16 protein-coding genes are annotated in these 15,464 nt (G+C 60.7%); 7 read left to right on the plus strand and 9 right to left on the minus strand.

Annotation, left to right across the window (positions count from 1 at the left end; all coding sequences use genetic code 11):
• Nucleotides 1-2: 2 nt before the first annotated feature.
• A complete protein-coding gene (locus HX801_RS12630; RefSeq protein ID WP_004371224.1) occupies nt 3-752 on the minus strand; it encodes an electron transfer flavoprotein subunit beta/FixA family protein in 750 nt (249 codons plus the stop codon).
• Between the two features lie 553 nt (nt 753-1,305).
• Between HX801_RS12630 and HX801_RS12635 the strand changes: the two genes are divergently transcribed.
• On the plus strand, nt 1,306-2,970 hold the full coding sequence (locus tag HX801_RS12635) for an electron transfer flavoprotein-ubiquinone oxidoreductase (RefSeq protein WP_177022185.1): 1,665 nt from the start codon (nt 1,306-1,308) through the stop codon (nt 2,968-2,970).
• Between the two features lie 193 nt (nt 2,971-3,163).
• Here the strand turns inward: HX801_RS12635 and HX801_RS12640 are convergent, their stop codons facing one another.
• Nucleotides 3,164-4,054: an AraC family transcriptional regulator gene (locus tag HX801_RS12640; protein ID WP_004371227.1), complete on the minus strand. Its 891-nt coding sequence runs from the start codon at nt 4,052-4,054 to the stop codon at nt 3,164-3,166.
• A gap of 181 nt (nt 4,055-4,235) precedes the next feature.
• On the opposite strand from HX801_RS12640, the gene HX801_RS12645 reads away from it, so the two are divergent.
• Nucleotides 4,236-5,288 (plus strand): NAD(P)-dependent alcohol dehydrogenase, encoded by a 1,053-nt coding sequence (locus HX801_RS12645; protein WP_004371228.1) that lies wholly within the window; start codon nt 4,236-4,238, stop codon nt 5,286-5,288.
• Nucleotides 5,289-5,424: 136 nt separating this feature from the next.
• Here HX801_RS12645 and HX801_RS12650 read toward each other — a convergent pair whose 3' ends face one another.
• The 6 genes from HX801_RS12650 to HX801_RS12675 all read right to left on the minus strand — a co-directional run bounded on the left by HX801_RS12650 (nt 5,425) and on the right by HX801_RS12675 (nt 11,363).
• The gene (locus tag HX801_RS12650; protein ID WP_004371229.1) at nt 5,425-6,228 is read right to left on the minus strand and encodes an IclR family transcriptional regulator; all 804 of its coding nucleotides are present in this window, start codon (nt 6,226-6,228) and stop codon (nt 5,425-5,427) included.
• 185 nt (nt 6,229-6,413) lie between these two features.
• Complete coding sequence (gene araH / locus HX801_RS12655; RefSeq protein ID WP_004371231.1) at nt 6,414-7,379, minus strand: L-arabinose ABC transporter permease AraH; 966 nt, start codon at nt 7,377-7,379, stop codon at nt 6,414-6,416.
• 16 nt (nt 7,380-7,395) lie between these two features.
• Complete coding sequence (gene araG, locus HX801_RS12660) at nt 7,396-8,904, minus strand: L-arabinose ABC transporter ATP-binding protein AraG (RefSeq protein WP_004371233.1); 1,509 nt, start codon at nt 8,902-8,904, stop codon at nt 7,396-7,398.
• Entirely contained in the window at nt 8,901-9,881 is a 981-nt protein-coding gene (locus HX801_RS12665) for a substrate-binding domain-containing protein (protein ID WP_177022186.1), read from the minus strand. Before HX801_RS12665 ends, araG begins: the two co-directional genes overlap by 4 nt.
• A gap of 31 nt (nt 9,882-9,912) precedes the next feature.
• Complete coding sequence (locus HX801_RS12670; protein ID WP_177022187.1) at nt 9,913-10,734, minus strand: SDR family oxidoreductase; 822 nt, start codon at nt 10,732-10,734, stop codon at nt 9,913-9,915.
• A gap of 149 nt (nt 10,735-10,883) precedes the next feature.
• Nucleotides 10,884-11,363 carry a GNAT family N-acetyltransferase gene (locus tag HX801_RS12675; protein WP_004371239.1) on the minus strand — a complete coding sequence of 160 codons (480 nt, stop codon included), beginning with the start codon at nt 11,361-11,363 and terminating at the stop codon, nt 10,884-10,886.
• Nucleotides 11,364-11,475: 112 nt separating this feature from the next.
• Here HX801_RS12675 and HX801_RS12680 point away from each other — a divergent pair, with 112 nt between their 5' ends.
• The 5 genes from HX801_RS12680 (at nt 11,476) to HX801_RS12700 (ending at nt 14,601) form a co-directional block, all read left to right on the plus strand.
• Complete coding sequence (locus HX801_RS12680; RefSeq protein ID WP_177022188.1) at nt 11,476-12,135, plus strand: HD domain-containing protein; 660 nt, start codon at nt 11,476-11,478, stop codon at nt 12,133-12,135.
• Nucleotides 12,136-12,221: 86 nt separating this feature from the next.
• A complete protein-coding gene (locus HX801_RS12685) occupies nt 12,222-13,415 on the plus strand; it encodes an MFS transporter (protein WP_177022189.1) in 1,194 nt (397 codons plus the stop codon).
• 85 nt (nt 13,416-13,500) lie between these two features.
• Nucleotides 13,501-13,848 (plus strand): hypothetical protein, encoded by a 348-nt coding sequence (locus HX801_RS12690; protein ID WP_177008408.1) that lies wholly within the window; start codon nt 13,501-13,503, stop codon nt 13,846-13,848.
• A gap of 48 nt (nt 13,849-13,896) precedes the next feature.
• Nucleotides 13,897-14,163, plus strand: a complete 267-nt coding sequence (locus HX801_RS12695) for a hypothetical protein (RefSeq protein ID WP_087692767.1) — start codon at nt 13,897-13,899, stop codon at nt 14,161-14,163.
• Nucleotides 14,164-14,220: 57 nt separating this feature from the next.
• The gene (locus HX801_RS12700; RefSeq protein ID WP_087692768.1) at nt 14,221-14,601 is read left to right on the plus strand and encodes a Rho termination factor N-terminal domain-containing protein; all 381 of its coding nucleotides are present in this window, start codon (nt 14,221-14,223) and stop codon (nt 14,599-14,601) included.
• Nucleotides 14,602-14,729: 128 nt separating this feature from the next.
• Here the strand turns inward: HX801_RS12700 and HX801_RS12705 are convergent, their stop codons facing one another.
• Entirely contained in the window at nt 14,730-15,458 is a 729-nt protein-coding gene (locus tag HX801_RS12705; protein WP_177022190.1) for a bifunctional 2-polyprenyl-6-hydroxyphenol methylase/3-demethylubiquinol 3-O-methyltransferase UbiG, read from the minus strand.
• Nucleotides 15,459-15,464: the final 6 nt, after the last annotated feature.

A 15,464-nucleotide genomic window follows, 5' to 3' on the forward strand; every position in this document is an offset into this window, starting at 1 on the left:
GGTTAGATTACCTTCGCTTCGTTTTTCAGTTTCTCGACCAGTTCAGCCACCGACTTGACCTTGATGCCCGCGCTGCGTGCAGCCGGCGCTTCGACTTTTACGGTCTTGTTGGTGGAGGCGGTGGAAACGCCCAAAGCATCCGGAGTCAGCACTTCGAGAGGCTTCTTCTTGGCTTTCATGATGTTTGGCAGGGACGCGTAGCGCGGCTCGTTCAAACGCAGGTCGGTGGTGACGATGGCCGGCAGTTTCAGGGAAACTGTCTGCGCGCCGCCGTCGATTTCGCGGGTCACGGCAACCTTGTCGCCGCTCACTTCGACTTTCGAGGCGAAGGTGCCCTGGCCGTAACCGGTCAGTGCAGCCAGCATCTGGCCAGTCTGGTTGTTGTCGCTGTCGATGGCTTGTTTGCCGAGGATCACCAGCGATGGCTGTTCCTTGTCGACAACGGCTTTCAACAACTTGGCAACGGCCAGGGAAGTCAGCTCTTCAGCGGATTCGACGAGGATGGCGCGATCGGCACCCAGCGCCAGGGCGGTACGCAGCTGCTCTTGAGCAGTGGTCGGACCGATGGAAACGACGACGATTTCAGTCGCAACGCCTTTCTCTTTCAGGCGTACGGCTTCTTCCACGGCGATTTCGCAGAAAGGGTTCATCGACATCTTGACGTTAGCGAGGTCGACGCCGGAATTGTCCGCCTTGACGCGAACTTTCACGTTGTAATCGACAACGCGTTTGACAGCTACAAGAACCTTCATGGATTCCTCGTTACTCTCCGGTGAAAAGAAAGTCGCCTAGGCGAACCTGGCGGTTTGATGCTCATCGGCACACAAGGGCACCTCCAAAAACACCGGCAATCGTCGGCGGGGGACCTTGCTCACGGGAGTGATGACCGTTCGTCAGCGGTGACTGAGAGGTCATTCATTATCGTGGCGTGTAAACTGCGCGCCATCGTGGCTCGCGCGTCACCCTTATTTGCCTTCAGCCTGTCTTTCGAGGTGGCCTTGAAACCCACAGTCTGCCTACGGGATGCGCAAAACCGACCGTATATTGACCGGAACGCCTATTCCGGTCAATACGCCAAAATGGTCAGTTATAAGCCGCGTTGCTTTGATTTACCTAGCTTGCGGGCAATTCAAACAAACGTTTGTATTGGACGCTGAGAGTGGTGTAGATATAATGCGCCACCTAGAGAGAAAGGTGGGTCGTCCCCTGCCCCTTGCATGAGATTGATGCAGGCATTGTGGGACGGATTACCGAACCTCCACCCATTAGAAAAAAAGCCGTTGAGCCTTGAGTAGGAGATAGCCTGTGGAACGCGAATACATGGAATTCGACGTGGTCATCGTCGGCGCTGGCCCGGCAGGCCTGTCTGCCGCCTGCCGATTGAAGCAGAAGGCCGCCGAAGCCGGTAAGGAAATCAGCGTCTGCGTGGTCGAAAAAGGCTCCGAAGTCGGCGCTCATATCCTGTCCGGTGCCGTGTTTGAACCCCGTGCCCTGAACGAACTGTTCCCGGACTGGAAAGAACTCGGTGCACCGCTCAACACCCCTGTTGTGCGTGATGACATCTATGTACTGCGCTCCAGCGAAGCTTCCACCAAGGTGCCTGACTTCTTTGTGCCCAAGACCATGCACAACGAAGGCAACTACATTATCTCCCTGGGCAACCTGTGCCGCTGGCTCGCCCAGCAGGCCGAGAACCTGGGGGTGGAAGTCTACCCGGGCTTCGCCGCCCAGGAAGCACTGTTCGACGAAAACGGCGTGGTGCGCGGGATCATCACCGGTGACCTCGGCGTCGACCGTGAAGGCAACCCGAAAGAAGGCGTCTACACCCCGGGCATGGAACTGCGTGGCAAGTACACGCTGTTCGCCGAAGGTTGCCGTGGCCACATCGGCAAGCAACTGATCCAGCGCTTCAACCTGGACGGCGACGCCGACGCCCAGCACTACGGCATCGGCCTGAAGGAAATCTGGGAAATCGACCCGGCCAAACACCAGCCAGGCCTGGTGGTGCACACCGCCGGCTGGCCGCTGGACATCATGAGCGCGGAGAACACCGGCGGTTCGTTTCTCTATCACCTGGAAAACAACCAGGTGGTCGTCGGCCTGATCGTCGACCTGTCCTACAGCAACACCTTCCTGTCGCCATTCGACGAGTTCCAGCGCCTCAAGCATCACCCCGTGCTGGCCCAGTACCTGGAAGGCGGCAAACGCATCAGCTACGGCGCCCGCGCCATCTGCAAAGGCGGCCTGAACTCGCTGCCGAAAATGGTGTTCAAGGGCGGCGCGCTGATCGGCTGCGACCTGGGCACCCTGAACTTCGCCAAGATCAAGGGCAGCCACACCGCGATGAAGTCCGGCATGCTCGCCGCTGACGCCGTGGCAGACCGCCTGTTCGCCGAATCCGAAGGCGGTGACGAACTGACCGCTTACGTCGACAGCTTCAAGAACAGCTGGCTCTACGAAGAACTGTTCGCCAGCCGTAACTTCGGCCCGGCGATGCACAAGTTCGGCCCGATCATTGGTGCCGGCTTCAACTGGTTCGACCAGAACATCCTCGGCGGCAAAATGCCGTTTACCCTGCACGATACCAAGCCGGACTACGCCTGCCTCAAGTTGGCCAAGGACAGCAAGAAAATCGACTACCCGAAACCCGACGGCAAGCTGAGCTTCGACAAGCTGAGTTCGGTGTTCATCTCCGGTACCAACCACGAAGAAGAACAACCGTGCCACCTGAAGCTGAAAGACCCGAGCATCCCGATCGGCACCAACCTGCCGCTCTACGATGAACCGGCGCAGCGCTACTGCCCGGCCGGCGTGTATGAAGTGATCACCAAGGAAGACGGCGAGAAGCGCTTCCAGATCAACGCCCAGAACTGCGTGCACTGCAAGACCTGTGACATCAAGGACCCTTCGCAGAACATTACGTGGGTGACGCCGGAAGGTGCGGGTGGGCCGACTTACCCGAATATGTAATCCGCTGCTTGAACAGAAGGCTCCCAAATGGGGGCCTTTTTTTGTAGCCCGGAAAAAGACCCATCGACTCGGTCAAATGTGGGAGCGGGCTTGCTCGCGAAAGCGGTGTATCAGTCACAGATGTTTTGGCTGAACCACCGCTTTCGCGAGCAAGCCCGCTCCCACATTTTTGACCGAATTGTGCCCGGGAGAGTTACGCCGCCCGCTCATCCCCAGGGCTGCGCTCGAAGTAGCGCTTGTATTCCCGGCTGAACTGCGACGTGCTCTGATAGCCCACACTGTGGGCCGCCTGCGCCACGCCCATGCCTTCCACCAGCAGCAACTGCTGTGCCTTGAGCAACCGCAGACGCTTGAGGTACTGCACCGGCGACAACAGCGTGCAGCGCTTGAAGTGTTCGTGGAAGGTCGACGCGCTCATGTGCGCATAACCCGCCAACGTCTCGATATTCAGCGGCTCGGCGTAATGGGCATGCAGGTGATTCAACGAAGTCGCCACCCGCGAAAACTGCCCCTGCTGCTCCACCAACGCCCGCAACACATCCGCCTGTGGCCCGCGCAATGCGGTGAACAATAATTCCCGCACCCGCGCTGGGCCCATGATCCGGCTCTCCAGCGGATCGTGCAGGCACTGCAACAGGCGTTCGACACAGCCGCGCATGGCGTCGTCCAGCACCACCGAACTCATCGACTCCAACGTCTGCGCCGCTGGCGGTGGCCCGCTCTGGATCCCCATCGCCATCACCAACTCACCCAGCACCACCCGATCAATGCCCACCGTCACCCCCAACAGCGGTGCATTCGGCATGGCAAAAGTCTCGCATTCGAACGGCACCGGCATCGCCTGGATCAGGTAATGCCCCGCGCCGTACTCCAGGGTACGCGGGCCCAGGTACGCGACCTTGCTGCCCTGGGCGACGATCATCAGGCTCGGTTCATAAATCTGCGGGCCGCGCGCCACATCGCAACTGGCACGCAATACCTGCACGCCCGGCAGGTTCGTGGGCGAGAACCCATCACGGGGTGTCAGGGGTTCGATCAAGGCAACCAACGCGGCATTGGCATCGACATGGCGGGTCAACAACATGGCAAAAACTTCGCGAAAAAGGGGATGAGACCATCATCGCAGGTCTGGCGCCACAACGATCCAATCCAGGTGCACTCCCGGACGAATAGGCATGAGACTCGGAGCAATCGCCATGGCCGCACCCAGGCACGGCGCGGAGAATGCGCCACCTCACCTGTTACTGCACCTGCGAGGTTTCTCCATGTACACCGCCATCGGTTATGCCGCTCAATCGGCCACCACTCCCCTCGCCCCCATGTCCTTCGAACGCCGTAGCCCGCGCGCCGATGACGTGGCGATCGAAATTCTCTACTGCGGCGTCTGCCACTCCGACATCCACCAGGCACGCAACGAATGGGGCATCGCCGTGTACCCGCTGATGCCGGGCCACGAGATCGTCGGTAAAGTCACCGCCGTCGGCGCCAGCGTCACCGCGCACAAAGTCGGTGACCTGGTGGGTGTTGGCTGCATGGTCGACTCCTGCCGTCACTGCGACGCCTGCCACGCGGACCTCGAGCAATACTGCCTCGAAGGCCCGACCATGACCTACGCCACCCCGGACCGGGTCGACGGCAGCAACACCATGGGCGGCTACTCCGACAGCATCGTGGTCAGCGAGCACTTCGTGGTGAAGATCCCGGCCAAGCTCGACCTGGCCAGCGCCGCGCCGATCCTCTGCGCCGGCATCACCACTTACTCGCCGCTCAAGCATTACGGCGTGAAGGCTGGCGACAAGGTTGGCGTTCTGGGCATGGGCGGTTTGGGCCATATGGGCATCAAGTTCGCCAAGGCCATGGGCGCGGAAGTGACGCTGTTCACCCGCTCCGCGAGCAAGGCTGAAGAAGGCCGTCGCCAGGGCGCCGACCACGTGATCGTGTCCACCGACGAAGCCCAGATGAAAGCCGCTGCCGGGCATTTCGACTTCCTGCTGGACACCATCCCGGTGCAGCACGACTTGAATCCCTACCTCGACGTACTGCGCTTTGACGGCGTGCACATCCTGGTAGGTTTGATCGAGCCGGTCGACCCGCCCGTCAACGCTGCCAAGCTGGTGCTGGGCCGCAAAGTGCTGGCCGGTTCGTTGATCGGTGGGATTGCCGAAACCCAGGAAGTCCTGGATTTCTGCGCCGAGCACGGCATCACCTGCGACATCGAGATGCTCGACATCCGCCAGATCAACGAAGCCTACACCCGCATGATTGCCGGTGATGTGAAGTACCGCTTCGTGATCGACATGGCGACCCTCAAGGCCTGACCAAGATCGTTCCCACGCTCTGCGTGGGAACGCATGCCGTGACGCTCTGCGTCACCGTTGCGCAGGGCTCAAGTGCTGGACGCGGAGCGTCCGAAGCGGCATTCCCACGCGGAGCATGGGAACGATCACGGCCTGATCAGGCCTTCGCGCCCAACTCCGCTGACAGCCGTGCTGCGACCTGTTTGATCACGGGGATCAGCTCGGCCATTTTCTCCAGCGGCATGTAGGGCACGGTACTGGCGATGCTGATGCCGGCGACGATTCGCCGGCTGGCATCGCGCACCGGTGCAGCAACACAACGGATCGACGGTTCGTTGTCTTCCAGGTCGAACGCATAACCGCCCGCCACGTATTCCTGCATGCGCTGTTCAAACTGCGCCCAGGATTGCTCGGGGTGCTGCGGCCACTGCAGATTCTTCCCGCCCGTCGGCAAGCTGACCTGATACAGGCGCTGCCACTCTTCCACGCTGTCATCCAGCAACAACGCCTTGCCGATCCCGGTGCGCGCCAGCGGCATGCGATGGCCGACGCGCGAGCGCATTTCCGGGCCGTTGCGGCCAGGGTTCTTGTGCAGGTACAGCACGTCGTCGTATTCGCGGATAGCCAGGTGGATGGTATCGCCGGTCAACGCCGACAACTCGTCCAGATACGGCACTGCCAGGCTGACCAAAGGCAGTTCTTCACGGGCCTGGAAACCCAGCTCGATCAATTTGGGGCCCAGCAGATAACCGACTTGCGGCACTACGCGCAGGTAGCGTTCTTCCACCAGGCAACTGGCCAGGCGGTGAGTGGTGCTGCGGGTGGTGCCGATGCGCTTGGCGATTTCCTTCAGATCCCGCGCACCGGCCGCCACTGCCTGCACCACGCCCAGGCCACGAAGCAGGGTTTGAGTGCCGGTGGGCGCGGCTTCTTTGACGGGAGTTTGGGCGTTTTCCTGCATATCGGGCCTATTGGGAAGTACGAAAACGGCGAGCATTATGGCAAATGCGGACCAGCAAAACAGAGGAGATCAAAATGTGGGAGCGGGCTTGCTCGCGAAGGCGGTTTTCCAGTTAATGCATACGCTGACTGACACACCGTTTTCGCGAGCAAGCCCGCTCCCACATTGGTCGTGTGGCGCCCTTTTTATCGCTGTTTCATGCGGTCGATAATCACCGCCAGCAACAGGATCGAGCCGCGAATCACGTATTGGTAGAAGGTGTCGATATTCTTCAGGTTCATCGCGTTTTCGATGATCGCCAGAATCAGCACCCCGGCAATCACATGCCGGATCATCCCGATTCCGCCGCTCAGCGACACCCCGCCCAGCACGCACGCCGAGATCACCGTCAGCTCGAACCCCTGGCCAATCATCGGTTGCCCCGAGGTCATCCGCGACGCCAGGATCACCCCGGCCAACGCGCCGATCACGCCGTGCACGGCAAAGATGATGATCTTGGTGCGATCGACATTCACCCCGGCCAACAGCGCCGCTTCCTGGTTGCCGCCGATGGCCATGGTGTTGCGCCCGTAGGTGGTGTAGTTCAGCAACCAGCCAAAAAACACAAAGCACAGCACGGTGATGACGATTGGCACCGGCACGCCAAACAGCTGGCCGTTACCAAAGACGAAGAAGTTTTCGTCCATCACGCCGACCGCCTTGCCGTTGGAAAAGATATACGCCAGCCCACGCACGATCTGCATCGTCGCCAGCGTCGTGATCAACGCGTTGATCCGCAGCTTGGCGATCACGATGCCGTTGATCAGTCCCACCACCAGGCCCATGGCCAACGCCGCCGACACGCCGAAGAACACGCTGTCGGTGTCGCGAATCACGATCCCCGCCACCACGCCCGAACAGGCGATCACCGAACCCACCGACAAGTCGAAGTGCCCCGACGCCAGGCAAAACAGCATGGTGCAGGCCGCAATCCCCACAGTGGAAATCGCCAGCCCCAGGCCACGCATGTTCAGCGGCGAGAGGAAGTTGTCGATGAAGATGGCGCTGAGCACAAAGATGCTCAAGGCCGCCAGCAGCATGACCCAATCATCGAGAAACTTGCGCTGGTTGAACCCCGGCCAGAAGCTTCTTGCGGTTTTTACCTGTGACATACCCACCTCGTATTCTTCAGTCCCGCGTACGCGGAAGAGCCAGTTGCAGCAGCCGTGCTTCGTCCGCTTGATCGCGGGTCAATTCGCCGGTCAGGGCGCCTTCGCTCATCACCAGGATGCGGTCGGAGATGCCCATCACTTCCATCAGGTCGCTGGACACCACGATCACCGCGATGCCACTGGCCGCCAGGTTGTGAATGATCTGGTAGATCTCCGACTTGGCACCGATATCGATGCCGCGGGTCGGCTCGTCCAGCAGCAACACTTTCATCGGCATCGACAACCAGCGGCCGAGAATCGCCTTCTGCTGATTGCCGCCCGACAGGAACAGAATCGGCTGGTCCGCCGACGGCGTGCGCACGTTCAGCGCGCTGATCTGCCGCTGGGCGTTGGTGCGTTCCCAGCCGCCCTGGATCAGCCAGCCGAAGCGCGCATGGTCACGCCGCGCACTGATATTGATGTTCTCCGCAACACTCGCGCGGGGCACTATGCCTTCCTTCTTGCGGTCCTCGGGGCAGAGCAACACCCCCGCCGCAATCGCATCCCGTGGTGTCTTGAACGTCTGCGCCTGGCCATGCAGCACCAGGGTCCCCTGGGTGCTGCGGGACAGCCCGGCGAGCAGGCGCAACAACTCTGTGCGCCCGGCCCCCACCAGGCCGAACAGCCCGAGAATCTCGCCCTTGTTCACCTGCAGGCTCACCGGTTCCTGCAACCCCGGCCCGAGCAAACCCTCGACTCGCAGCGCTTCACCGCAGTGCTCGCGCGGCCTGTAGTCGTAGATATCCTGGATATCGCGCCCGACCATGCAGTTGACCAACTGGTCGACGTTCAACTGCGTCATGTCCTCGAACGTGCGCACGAAGCGCCCGTCCTTGAACACCGTCACCGCATCGCAGATACGGAACACTTCTTCCATGCGGTGCGACACGTAGAGGATCACCCGGCCTTCATCCCGCAGTCGGGCGATGATCACCATCAGCCGCTCGATCTCACGGGCCGAGAGGCTGCTGGTGGGTTCGTCAAACGCAATCACATGGGCGTTGCGCGACATGGCCTTGGCGATTTCCACCAGTTGCCGCTGGCCGAGGGACAGGCTGCCCAGGCGCATGTTCGGATCGATTTCATCCGCCAGGCCCTTGAGCAGTTCCCGTGCCTTGCGCACCATCGCCCCGCGATTGACCACGCCAAAGCGCGACGGCATATGCCCCAGCAGCAGGTTCTCGGCGACGGTCATTTCCGGCACCAGTTGCAGCTCCTGGTGAATCACTGCGATGCCGCTGGCGATGCTGTCGGCCGCCGACTTGAAACTCACGCTGCGTTCGCCCAACTGCAAGCTGCCGCTGTTGGGCGGATAAAAACCGCCGAGGATTTTCAGCAAGGTCGACTTGCCCGCGCCGTTCTCGCCCATCAGCGCATGCACCGAATGGGGCCGCGCTTCGAAGCTGATCTGCGCCAGGGCCTTCACCCCGGGAAACTCCTTGCCGATGCCGTTGAAGCGCAGGCTCTCTGCAGCGGCGCTGTTCATTTCCACAGACCGATCTTGCTCAACTCTTCCTTGAAGTTGGCGCGGGTGATCAGGGTCACGTTATCCAGTGCGGTGAACTTGGCAGGCTCAGTGCCTTTGGTCACCCACTCGAACATCGAGGTCGCAGTTTTATAGCCGGACGCATCGGGGCTGAGCAGCATCGAGCCGTAGAAACCGGTGTCGGATTTTTTCAGCTCTTCGATGGCGTCGGTGCCGTTGATGCCCACGCCGATGACATTCGGCGCCTTGAAGCCGGCGCTTTCGGTGGCGCGTACGCCGCCCAGTACGGTGCTGTCGTTCATGCCGCCAATCAGCAGGTTTTTCGCGCCACTGGGCAGTTTCACCAGGGCCGAGTTGGTGGAGTCCATGGCGCCCGGCACGTCGAGGGTTTTCTGTGCGGTAAACAGGATGTGGTCAACCGGCAGGCCGGCGGCCTTGAGGCCTTCTACCGAACCGTCGGTGCGCTTCTTGCCGGTTTCCAGCTCGTCGAAGGTATTGATGACGGCGTAGGTGTCCTTCCAGTCCCAGTTGCGATGCTTGGCTTCGGTGGCCATGGCTTCGCCTTGTTTCTGGCCGATTTTGTAGGCGTCCAGGCCGACGTAAGGCACGTCTTCCATGGGCTTGCCCTTGGCGTCGACGAAGCGGTCGTCCACCGCCAGCACTTTGAGGTTATTCAGCTTGGCCTTGGCCATGATCGCAGGGCCCAGGGACACGTCCGGCGGGCAGATCACGAAACCCTTGGCGCCGTTGGCGGCCAGGGTGTCGATGGCGGACAGGGTCTTCTCGCCGTCGGGCACGGCGATCTTGATCACGGTGAAACCATGGTCCTTGCCGGCTTTTTCAGCGAAGGCCCATTCGGTCTGGAACCAGGGCTCTTCCGCCTGCTTGACCAGGAAGCCGATCTTTACTTCTTCGGCAGAGGCCAGGCCGCTGAGCGCCATCGTGAGGGCAAGGGTACCTAGTGTTTTCTTGAGCATGAACCACCTCTTCTTGTTATTTGGAAAAGTTTTAATCGTGGTACATCACCGACCGCCCACCATCGATCATCAGGCAGGTGGCATTGATAAAGGGCGCCTCATCGGTCGCAAGAAACAGTGCCGTCATCGCCACTTCAATCGGCTGGCCGATGCGCTTGGGCGGGTGCAGGTCGAAGGCACGCTGGCGCTCGGCGTGCGGGTCGGCAAAGCCGTTCCAGTAATCGACGTTGAGTTGGGTTTCGATATAGCCCGGCGCGATGGCATTTACGCGGATGCCCTTGGGCGCGTATTCGATGCCCAGCGCGCGGGTCAGCCCGAGCAGGCCGTGCTTGGCCACCGGGTACGGGAAGCAGCCGGGAATGATGTGGCTGGAGTGGGTGGAGGCGATATTGATGATGTTGCCGATGCCTTGCTCGATCATGTGCGGCAACACGGTACGGCAGCCGTACCAGGCGCCGTCGAGGTCGATGGCGAAGCAGCGGCGCCAGTCTTCGTCGGTCATTTCCAGCGGGTCGCGGAACACGTTGACGCCGGCGCAATTGACCAGCACATCGACGCGGCCAAAGCGTTCGATAGCTACGTCCACCAGGGCGCGCCATTGATCCTTGGAAGTGATGTCGACAGGTTGTGCGTAGATCTCGGCGCCGCGTTCGCGCCAGTGGGCGGCAACTTGCTCGACCTTCTCGCCCTGGATATCACCGATCACCAGGCGCGCCTGCTGAGCCTGGAAGCAGGCGACGATAGCCTCGCCAATGCCTTGGGCGGCACCGGTGATGACCACGACTTTGTTCTTCAGTCGCTCGCCGTACGTCGGCTCGGGCACCGGAGGTAACGACAACGGTTGTGCCTGCATCGCTTCACCTGTTTTGTTTTTGGTAGTGAGTGCTGATGCGCAAGACTATAAACCCAGAAACCGGAACATCTCAATATATAAATTATCATCCCATATAGTGAGCAAATATATAAAAAAACCGGCTTTAAAAGCCGGTCCTTTATGCACACTTAACCCTGTGCGAAATCCCTCAGGGCGTCGCCTTCCATGCGGTAGCGTACCCACTCTTCCTGGGGCTGGGCACCGATGGATTTGTAGAACGCGATGGCCGGCTCGTTCCAGTCCAGCACGCTCCACTCGAAACGCCCGCAGCCGTTGTCACAGGCGATTTTCGCCAGGTGGCGCAGCAACTTCTTGCCCGCCCCGCCACCGCGTTGCTCGGGGTTGATGTACAGGTCTTCGAGGTACAGGCAGTTGCTGCCCAGCCACGTGGAATAGCTGAAAAAGAACACCGCAAAGCCGATCGGCAAACCGTCGCGCAGGCAGATCAGGCCGTGGGCGGTGGCACCTTCACTGAACAGGCTGCGCTCGATGTCCACCACGCTGGCGATCACTTCGTGCCGGGCTTTTTCATAGTCGGCAAGCTCGGTGATGAAGGTCAGGATCTGCGCAGCATCGCTGGGCACGGCGGGGCGAATCTCGATGGTCATGGGCAGGCCTTGTCAGGGAAAGAGAGCACACATACTAAGGCGCTTTAATGACCGATTGCAGTGCAATTTGATTCGCGGCTAACCTGCAGGCCATCGACCTTTGAGAATCCCCATGCCCTTCACGCCCTTGACCGACCTCGCCGCGACGTTATTGCCTCACGCCCTTGAGCCTTCCGAAGACGGCGTCCACGACCTGTCCCACTTGCAGCGGGTATGGCACAACGTGCGCTTGATCCAGGCTGAAGAAGGTGGCGATCCCGAGGTACTGCTGGCAGCCGTGTTGCTGCACGACTGCGTGGCAGTGGAGAAGAATTCGCCGTTGCGGTCCAAGGCTTCGAAACTGGCGGCAGACAAGGCCGGGGAGATTTTGCAGGGGCTGGCGTGGCAGCCCGGGAAGATTGCAGCGGTGACCCACGCCATCGAGACCCACAGCTTTTCGGCGGGCCTTATTCCGGTGACGCTCGAGGCAAAAATCATGCAGGATGCCGACCGTTTGGACTCCCTGGGCATGATCGGCGTGGCCCGCACATTTTACATCGCCGGGCGCATGGGCAGCGGGCTGTATGACCCGGCTGACCCAACGGCGCAGCATCGCGAGTACGACGACAAGCGCTTTTGCCTCGACCATTTCCAGACCAAGCTGCTGCATCTGGCGGGCGGATTTCAGACGCCGACGGGGCAACGCATGGCCCTGGCGCGCCATGAGCGGTTGAAGGGTTTCATGAACCTGTTCATCGAAGAAATAGGCACGCCATACTCCGCTGCGGGCTAACGCAAGCGCCGCGAACCACAGAACAATCCCACGTGCCGTGCATGGTAAAAAGTTGGGCATAAATCCAACAGACGCAAGGCTCCCCCATGCACGCCTCACCTGCGGTCGGCGGAAAACTGTTCGCCCTTTTCTGCCTCGCCAGCTACCTGCTTTCCCTGTCCTATGGCTCGACATTCTTGCTGTCGCTGCTGATCCATTCGCGCGGCGGCAACGAACACGACGCCGGCAGCGTGATCTCCATGGCGATGCTCAGCACCTTTGTGGCGGTGCTGGTTTCCGGGCATCTGGCCGACCTGCTGGGGGCTGCCAGGTCGATCGCCCTGCTCGGCGTATTGCTGGTGGTGGCGTGCCTGGGCTTTGCGCTGGCGCCGGGGGTCGGCGAGGGCTTGATGTTCTTTGGCTTGTCGTTGGGATTGGGCTGGGGCGTGTTCTACACGTTGGGGCCGATCATCGTCGCGATGCTGGTGGAACCGGCGCAACGGGCCAAGTATTTTGCCCTGCTGTCGGGCAGCATGATGACCGGAATCGGCTCCGGGCCACTGCTGGGGCGGGCGGCAAGTGCCCTGGATTTTTCGCTGACGGCGGCCTTTCATATAGCAGCGCTGGCGAGCTTGGTAGGTGTGCTGATTTTCTGGCGACTGGGTCGCGCGCTGAGTCAACACACCGCGCCGGCGGCGAAGATTTCCTGGTCGGCGACACGCAAGGTGCTGTCGTCCCGGGCGGTGTTCGCGATCATCATGGTGGGCCTCGGCGGTTGCGTGTTTGGCGGGCTGTCGAGTTTCCAGACCAGCTACGCGGCGTTGCACGGGCTGGACTATTCGCTGTTCTTCCTGGGCTTCATGAGTGCGGCGATTACCAGCCGCCTGCTGATCGCCGGCATCGTGGTCAAGCGTGATCCGTATTGGGCGGCGTGTGTGTTGTCCGGGTTGATGCTGGGGTCGATTTTCCTGTTCGGGTTCAGGGTCAGTGGCAACTACAGCTACCTGCTGGCGGCCGTCACCCTGGGCGTGGGTTATGGCCTGACGTATTCGGTGATCAATGGTTTGGCTGCGAACGAGGCACCTGCGGGCACCACGTCCCAGGCGTTGCTGCTGTTCAGCCTGGCGTACTTTATCGGGGTGTTCGGTTTCCCGTTGCTGGCGGGCAAGCTCATCGTCGAATACGGCATGCCGACCCTGTTGATGAGTGTACTGGCGGTGGCGCTGCTCAATTGGCTGATCACGGTGGCGCGGTTGATCTGGCGCCGAATCTCGTCACACAAAATCTTACAAGCGACCTAAGACCGTTCGTCGGTATCGAGGCACGAATCACAAACGGGGGCGGACCAATATCAGGTAAGGACATTAATCATATGGAGACACCATCATGACGACTTCCAAATTTGCCGCCCTCGCCCTCACCGGTTTGCTGTCTGCTGTTTCGCTGAGCAGCTTTGCCGCCACCACAGGTTCCAGCACCGGCCCGACCGACCCTGTCGGCAGCCCGCCCAACCCGGCCGCCCAAGAGTCGAAGGACTCGATGGGTACCGGCATGGACACCAACGGCGGCGCCATCATCGACAACAGCAGGGACCCACGCACCCAGGGCGACGACACCAATCGCAACAGCGGTGCGGTGCCCAACGGCAAAATGGGCCCAGGTGCCACTTCGCCCTCGATCAACAAGGGTGACGACTCCAACATCCCCGGCGCGCCAAAACAGCCAGCGCCTTAATGCGCAAGAAAGACGAACACCCAACCATTTCCCAGTGAAGAGGTATGCATGAACGTCGATCACAACCTTGAAAAAGAAGTCCTCACCCGTCTGCTCCACGCTCATCCCAGTGGGTTGGGCAAAGAAGTGCTGGACAACTACCGAGGTGAAAAAGTGGTGGCCAGCGCCTTGGCCACCTTGCAGGACCGCGGGTGGATCAAGGAAGGCCATGTGACCTGCAACGATGCCGGTGAACATTCGCTGAACCTGCCGATCAAGCTCACCGCGTCCGGCGTGGAAGCGGCTCGCAAGCTTGAAAGCGAAGCGAGCCAATAACACACCTTGCCTGGTCTGGCCCTTGTATCTTGTATGAGGGCCAGAAGGAGTATCGCAATGCCTCGTGGAAGCAAAGCCAAATACACCACCGAACAGAAGCGCAAGGCCGCCCATATCGAAGAGAGTTATGAGCACCAGGGCTTGTCGAAAGAAGAAGCCGAGGCGCGGGCCTGGGCCACCGTCAACAAGCAGTCTGGCGGCGGCGAAAAGGCCGGCGGTTCAGGCCAGCGCAAGGCGCCGGCGAAGAAGTCCCAGGACCGGCATGAGTCGGCCAAGCGGGCTGCGGCCAGTCGTGAGGGGCATCCGCGTAACAGCCGGGTTTCGCTGGGTACGCAGACCAAGGAAAGCTTGCTGAGAGAAGCGCGTGCCAAGGACATTCCCGGGCGCTCGACCATGCGCAAGGATGAGTTGATTGAGGCGCTGAAAAAGGCCGGTTAACGCGGAACAAAATGTGGGAGCGGGCTTGCTCGCGAAAGCGGTGTATCAGTGCCAGATTCATTGGCTGAGCCACCGCATTCGCGAGCAAGCCCGCTCCCACATTTTTGGTCGGGTTTTCACCCAAGGAATCAGCGGTGGGCGGCCACCAGTAGCATCATTGGGCGTTCAAGCTCTTCTGCCAGTGCGGGACGGGCTTTCAGGTCCGCTTCGCTCGGGCCCCACTCGTCGACATGAGTCAGGGTAAACCCCGCCTGGATCAACAGCGTCAGCAACGTGCCCACGGTGCGATGCTGCTTGATCACGCCATCCGCCAGCCAGTTTGTCACCCGTGGTCCTTGCAACTGGTAGCTGTCCACCGGCCAGCTCTTTCGCCCTTGCTCATCAACCAGCCAGCCCGGCTGCCGGGGCGCCATGAAGATCGGATGCTCGATGGAAAATACCAACCGCCCGCCCGGCACCAACGCTTGATGGATACGCGCGAACAGGCCTTTCAGATCGACGATGTAATGAAACGCCAATGAGCTGTAGGCCAGGTCGAAAGTGGCGTCAGGCAGCTCGAGTTTTTCCAGGTCGGCAATGGCGTAGGTGATGGCCGAAGAGGACGTCATCTCCCTTGCCCGCGCCAGCATCTTTTGCGAGACATCCAGCCCCAGCACCTGTTCGGCGCCCTGCTCCTGCGCCCAGCGACTGAACCAGCCGTAGCCGCAACCCAGGTCTACGACTTTCAATCCCGACATGGGCGGCAGCATGGATTGCAACGCCGGCCACTCCGGCGCGCCGGCGAGGCCTTCTACCGAGCGGCCCATTTTGCTGTAGCCCTCGAAGAAAACCTCGGTGTCGTAGATGTTCTGGGTCATGACGCT

The organism is Pseudomonas sp. G1002 (assembly GCF_013385455.1).
GTDB lineage: Bacteria > Pseudomonadota > Gammaproteobacteria > Pseudomonadales > Pseudomonadaceae > Aquipseudomonas.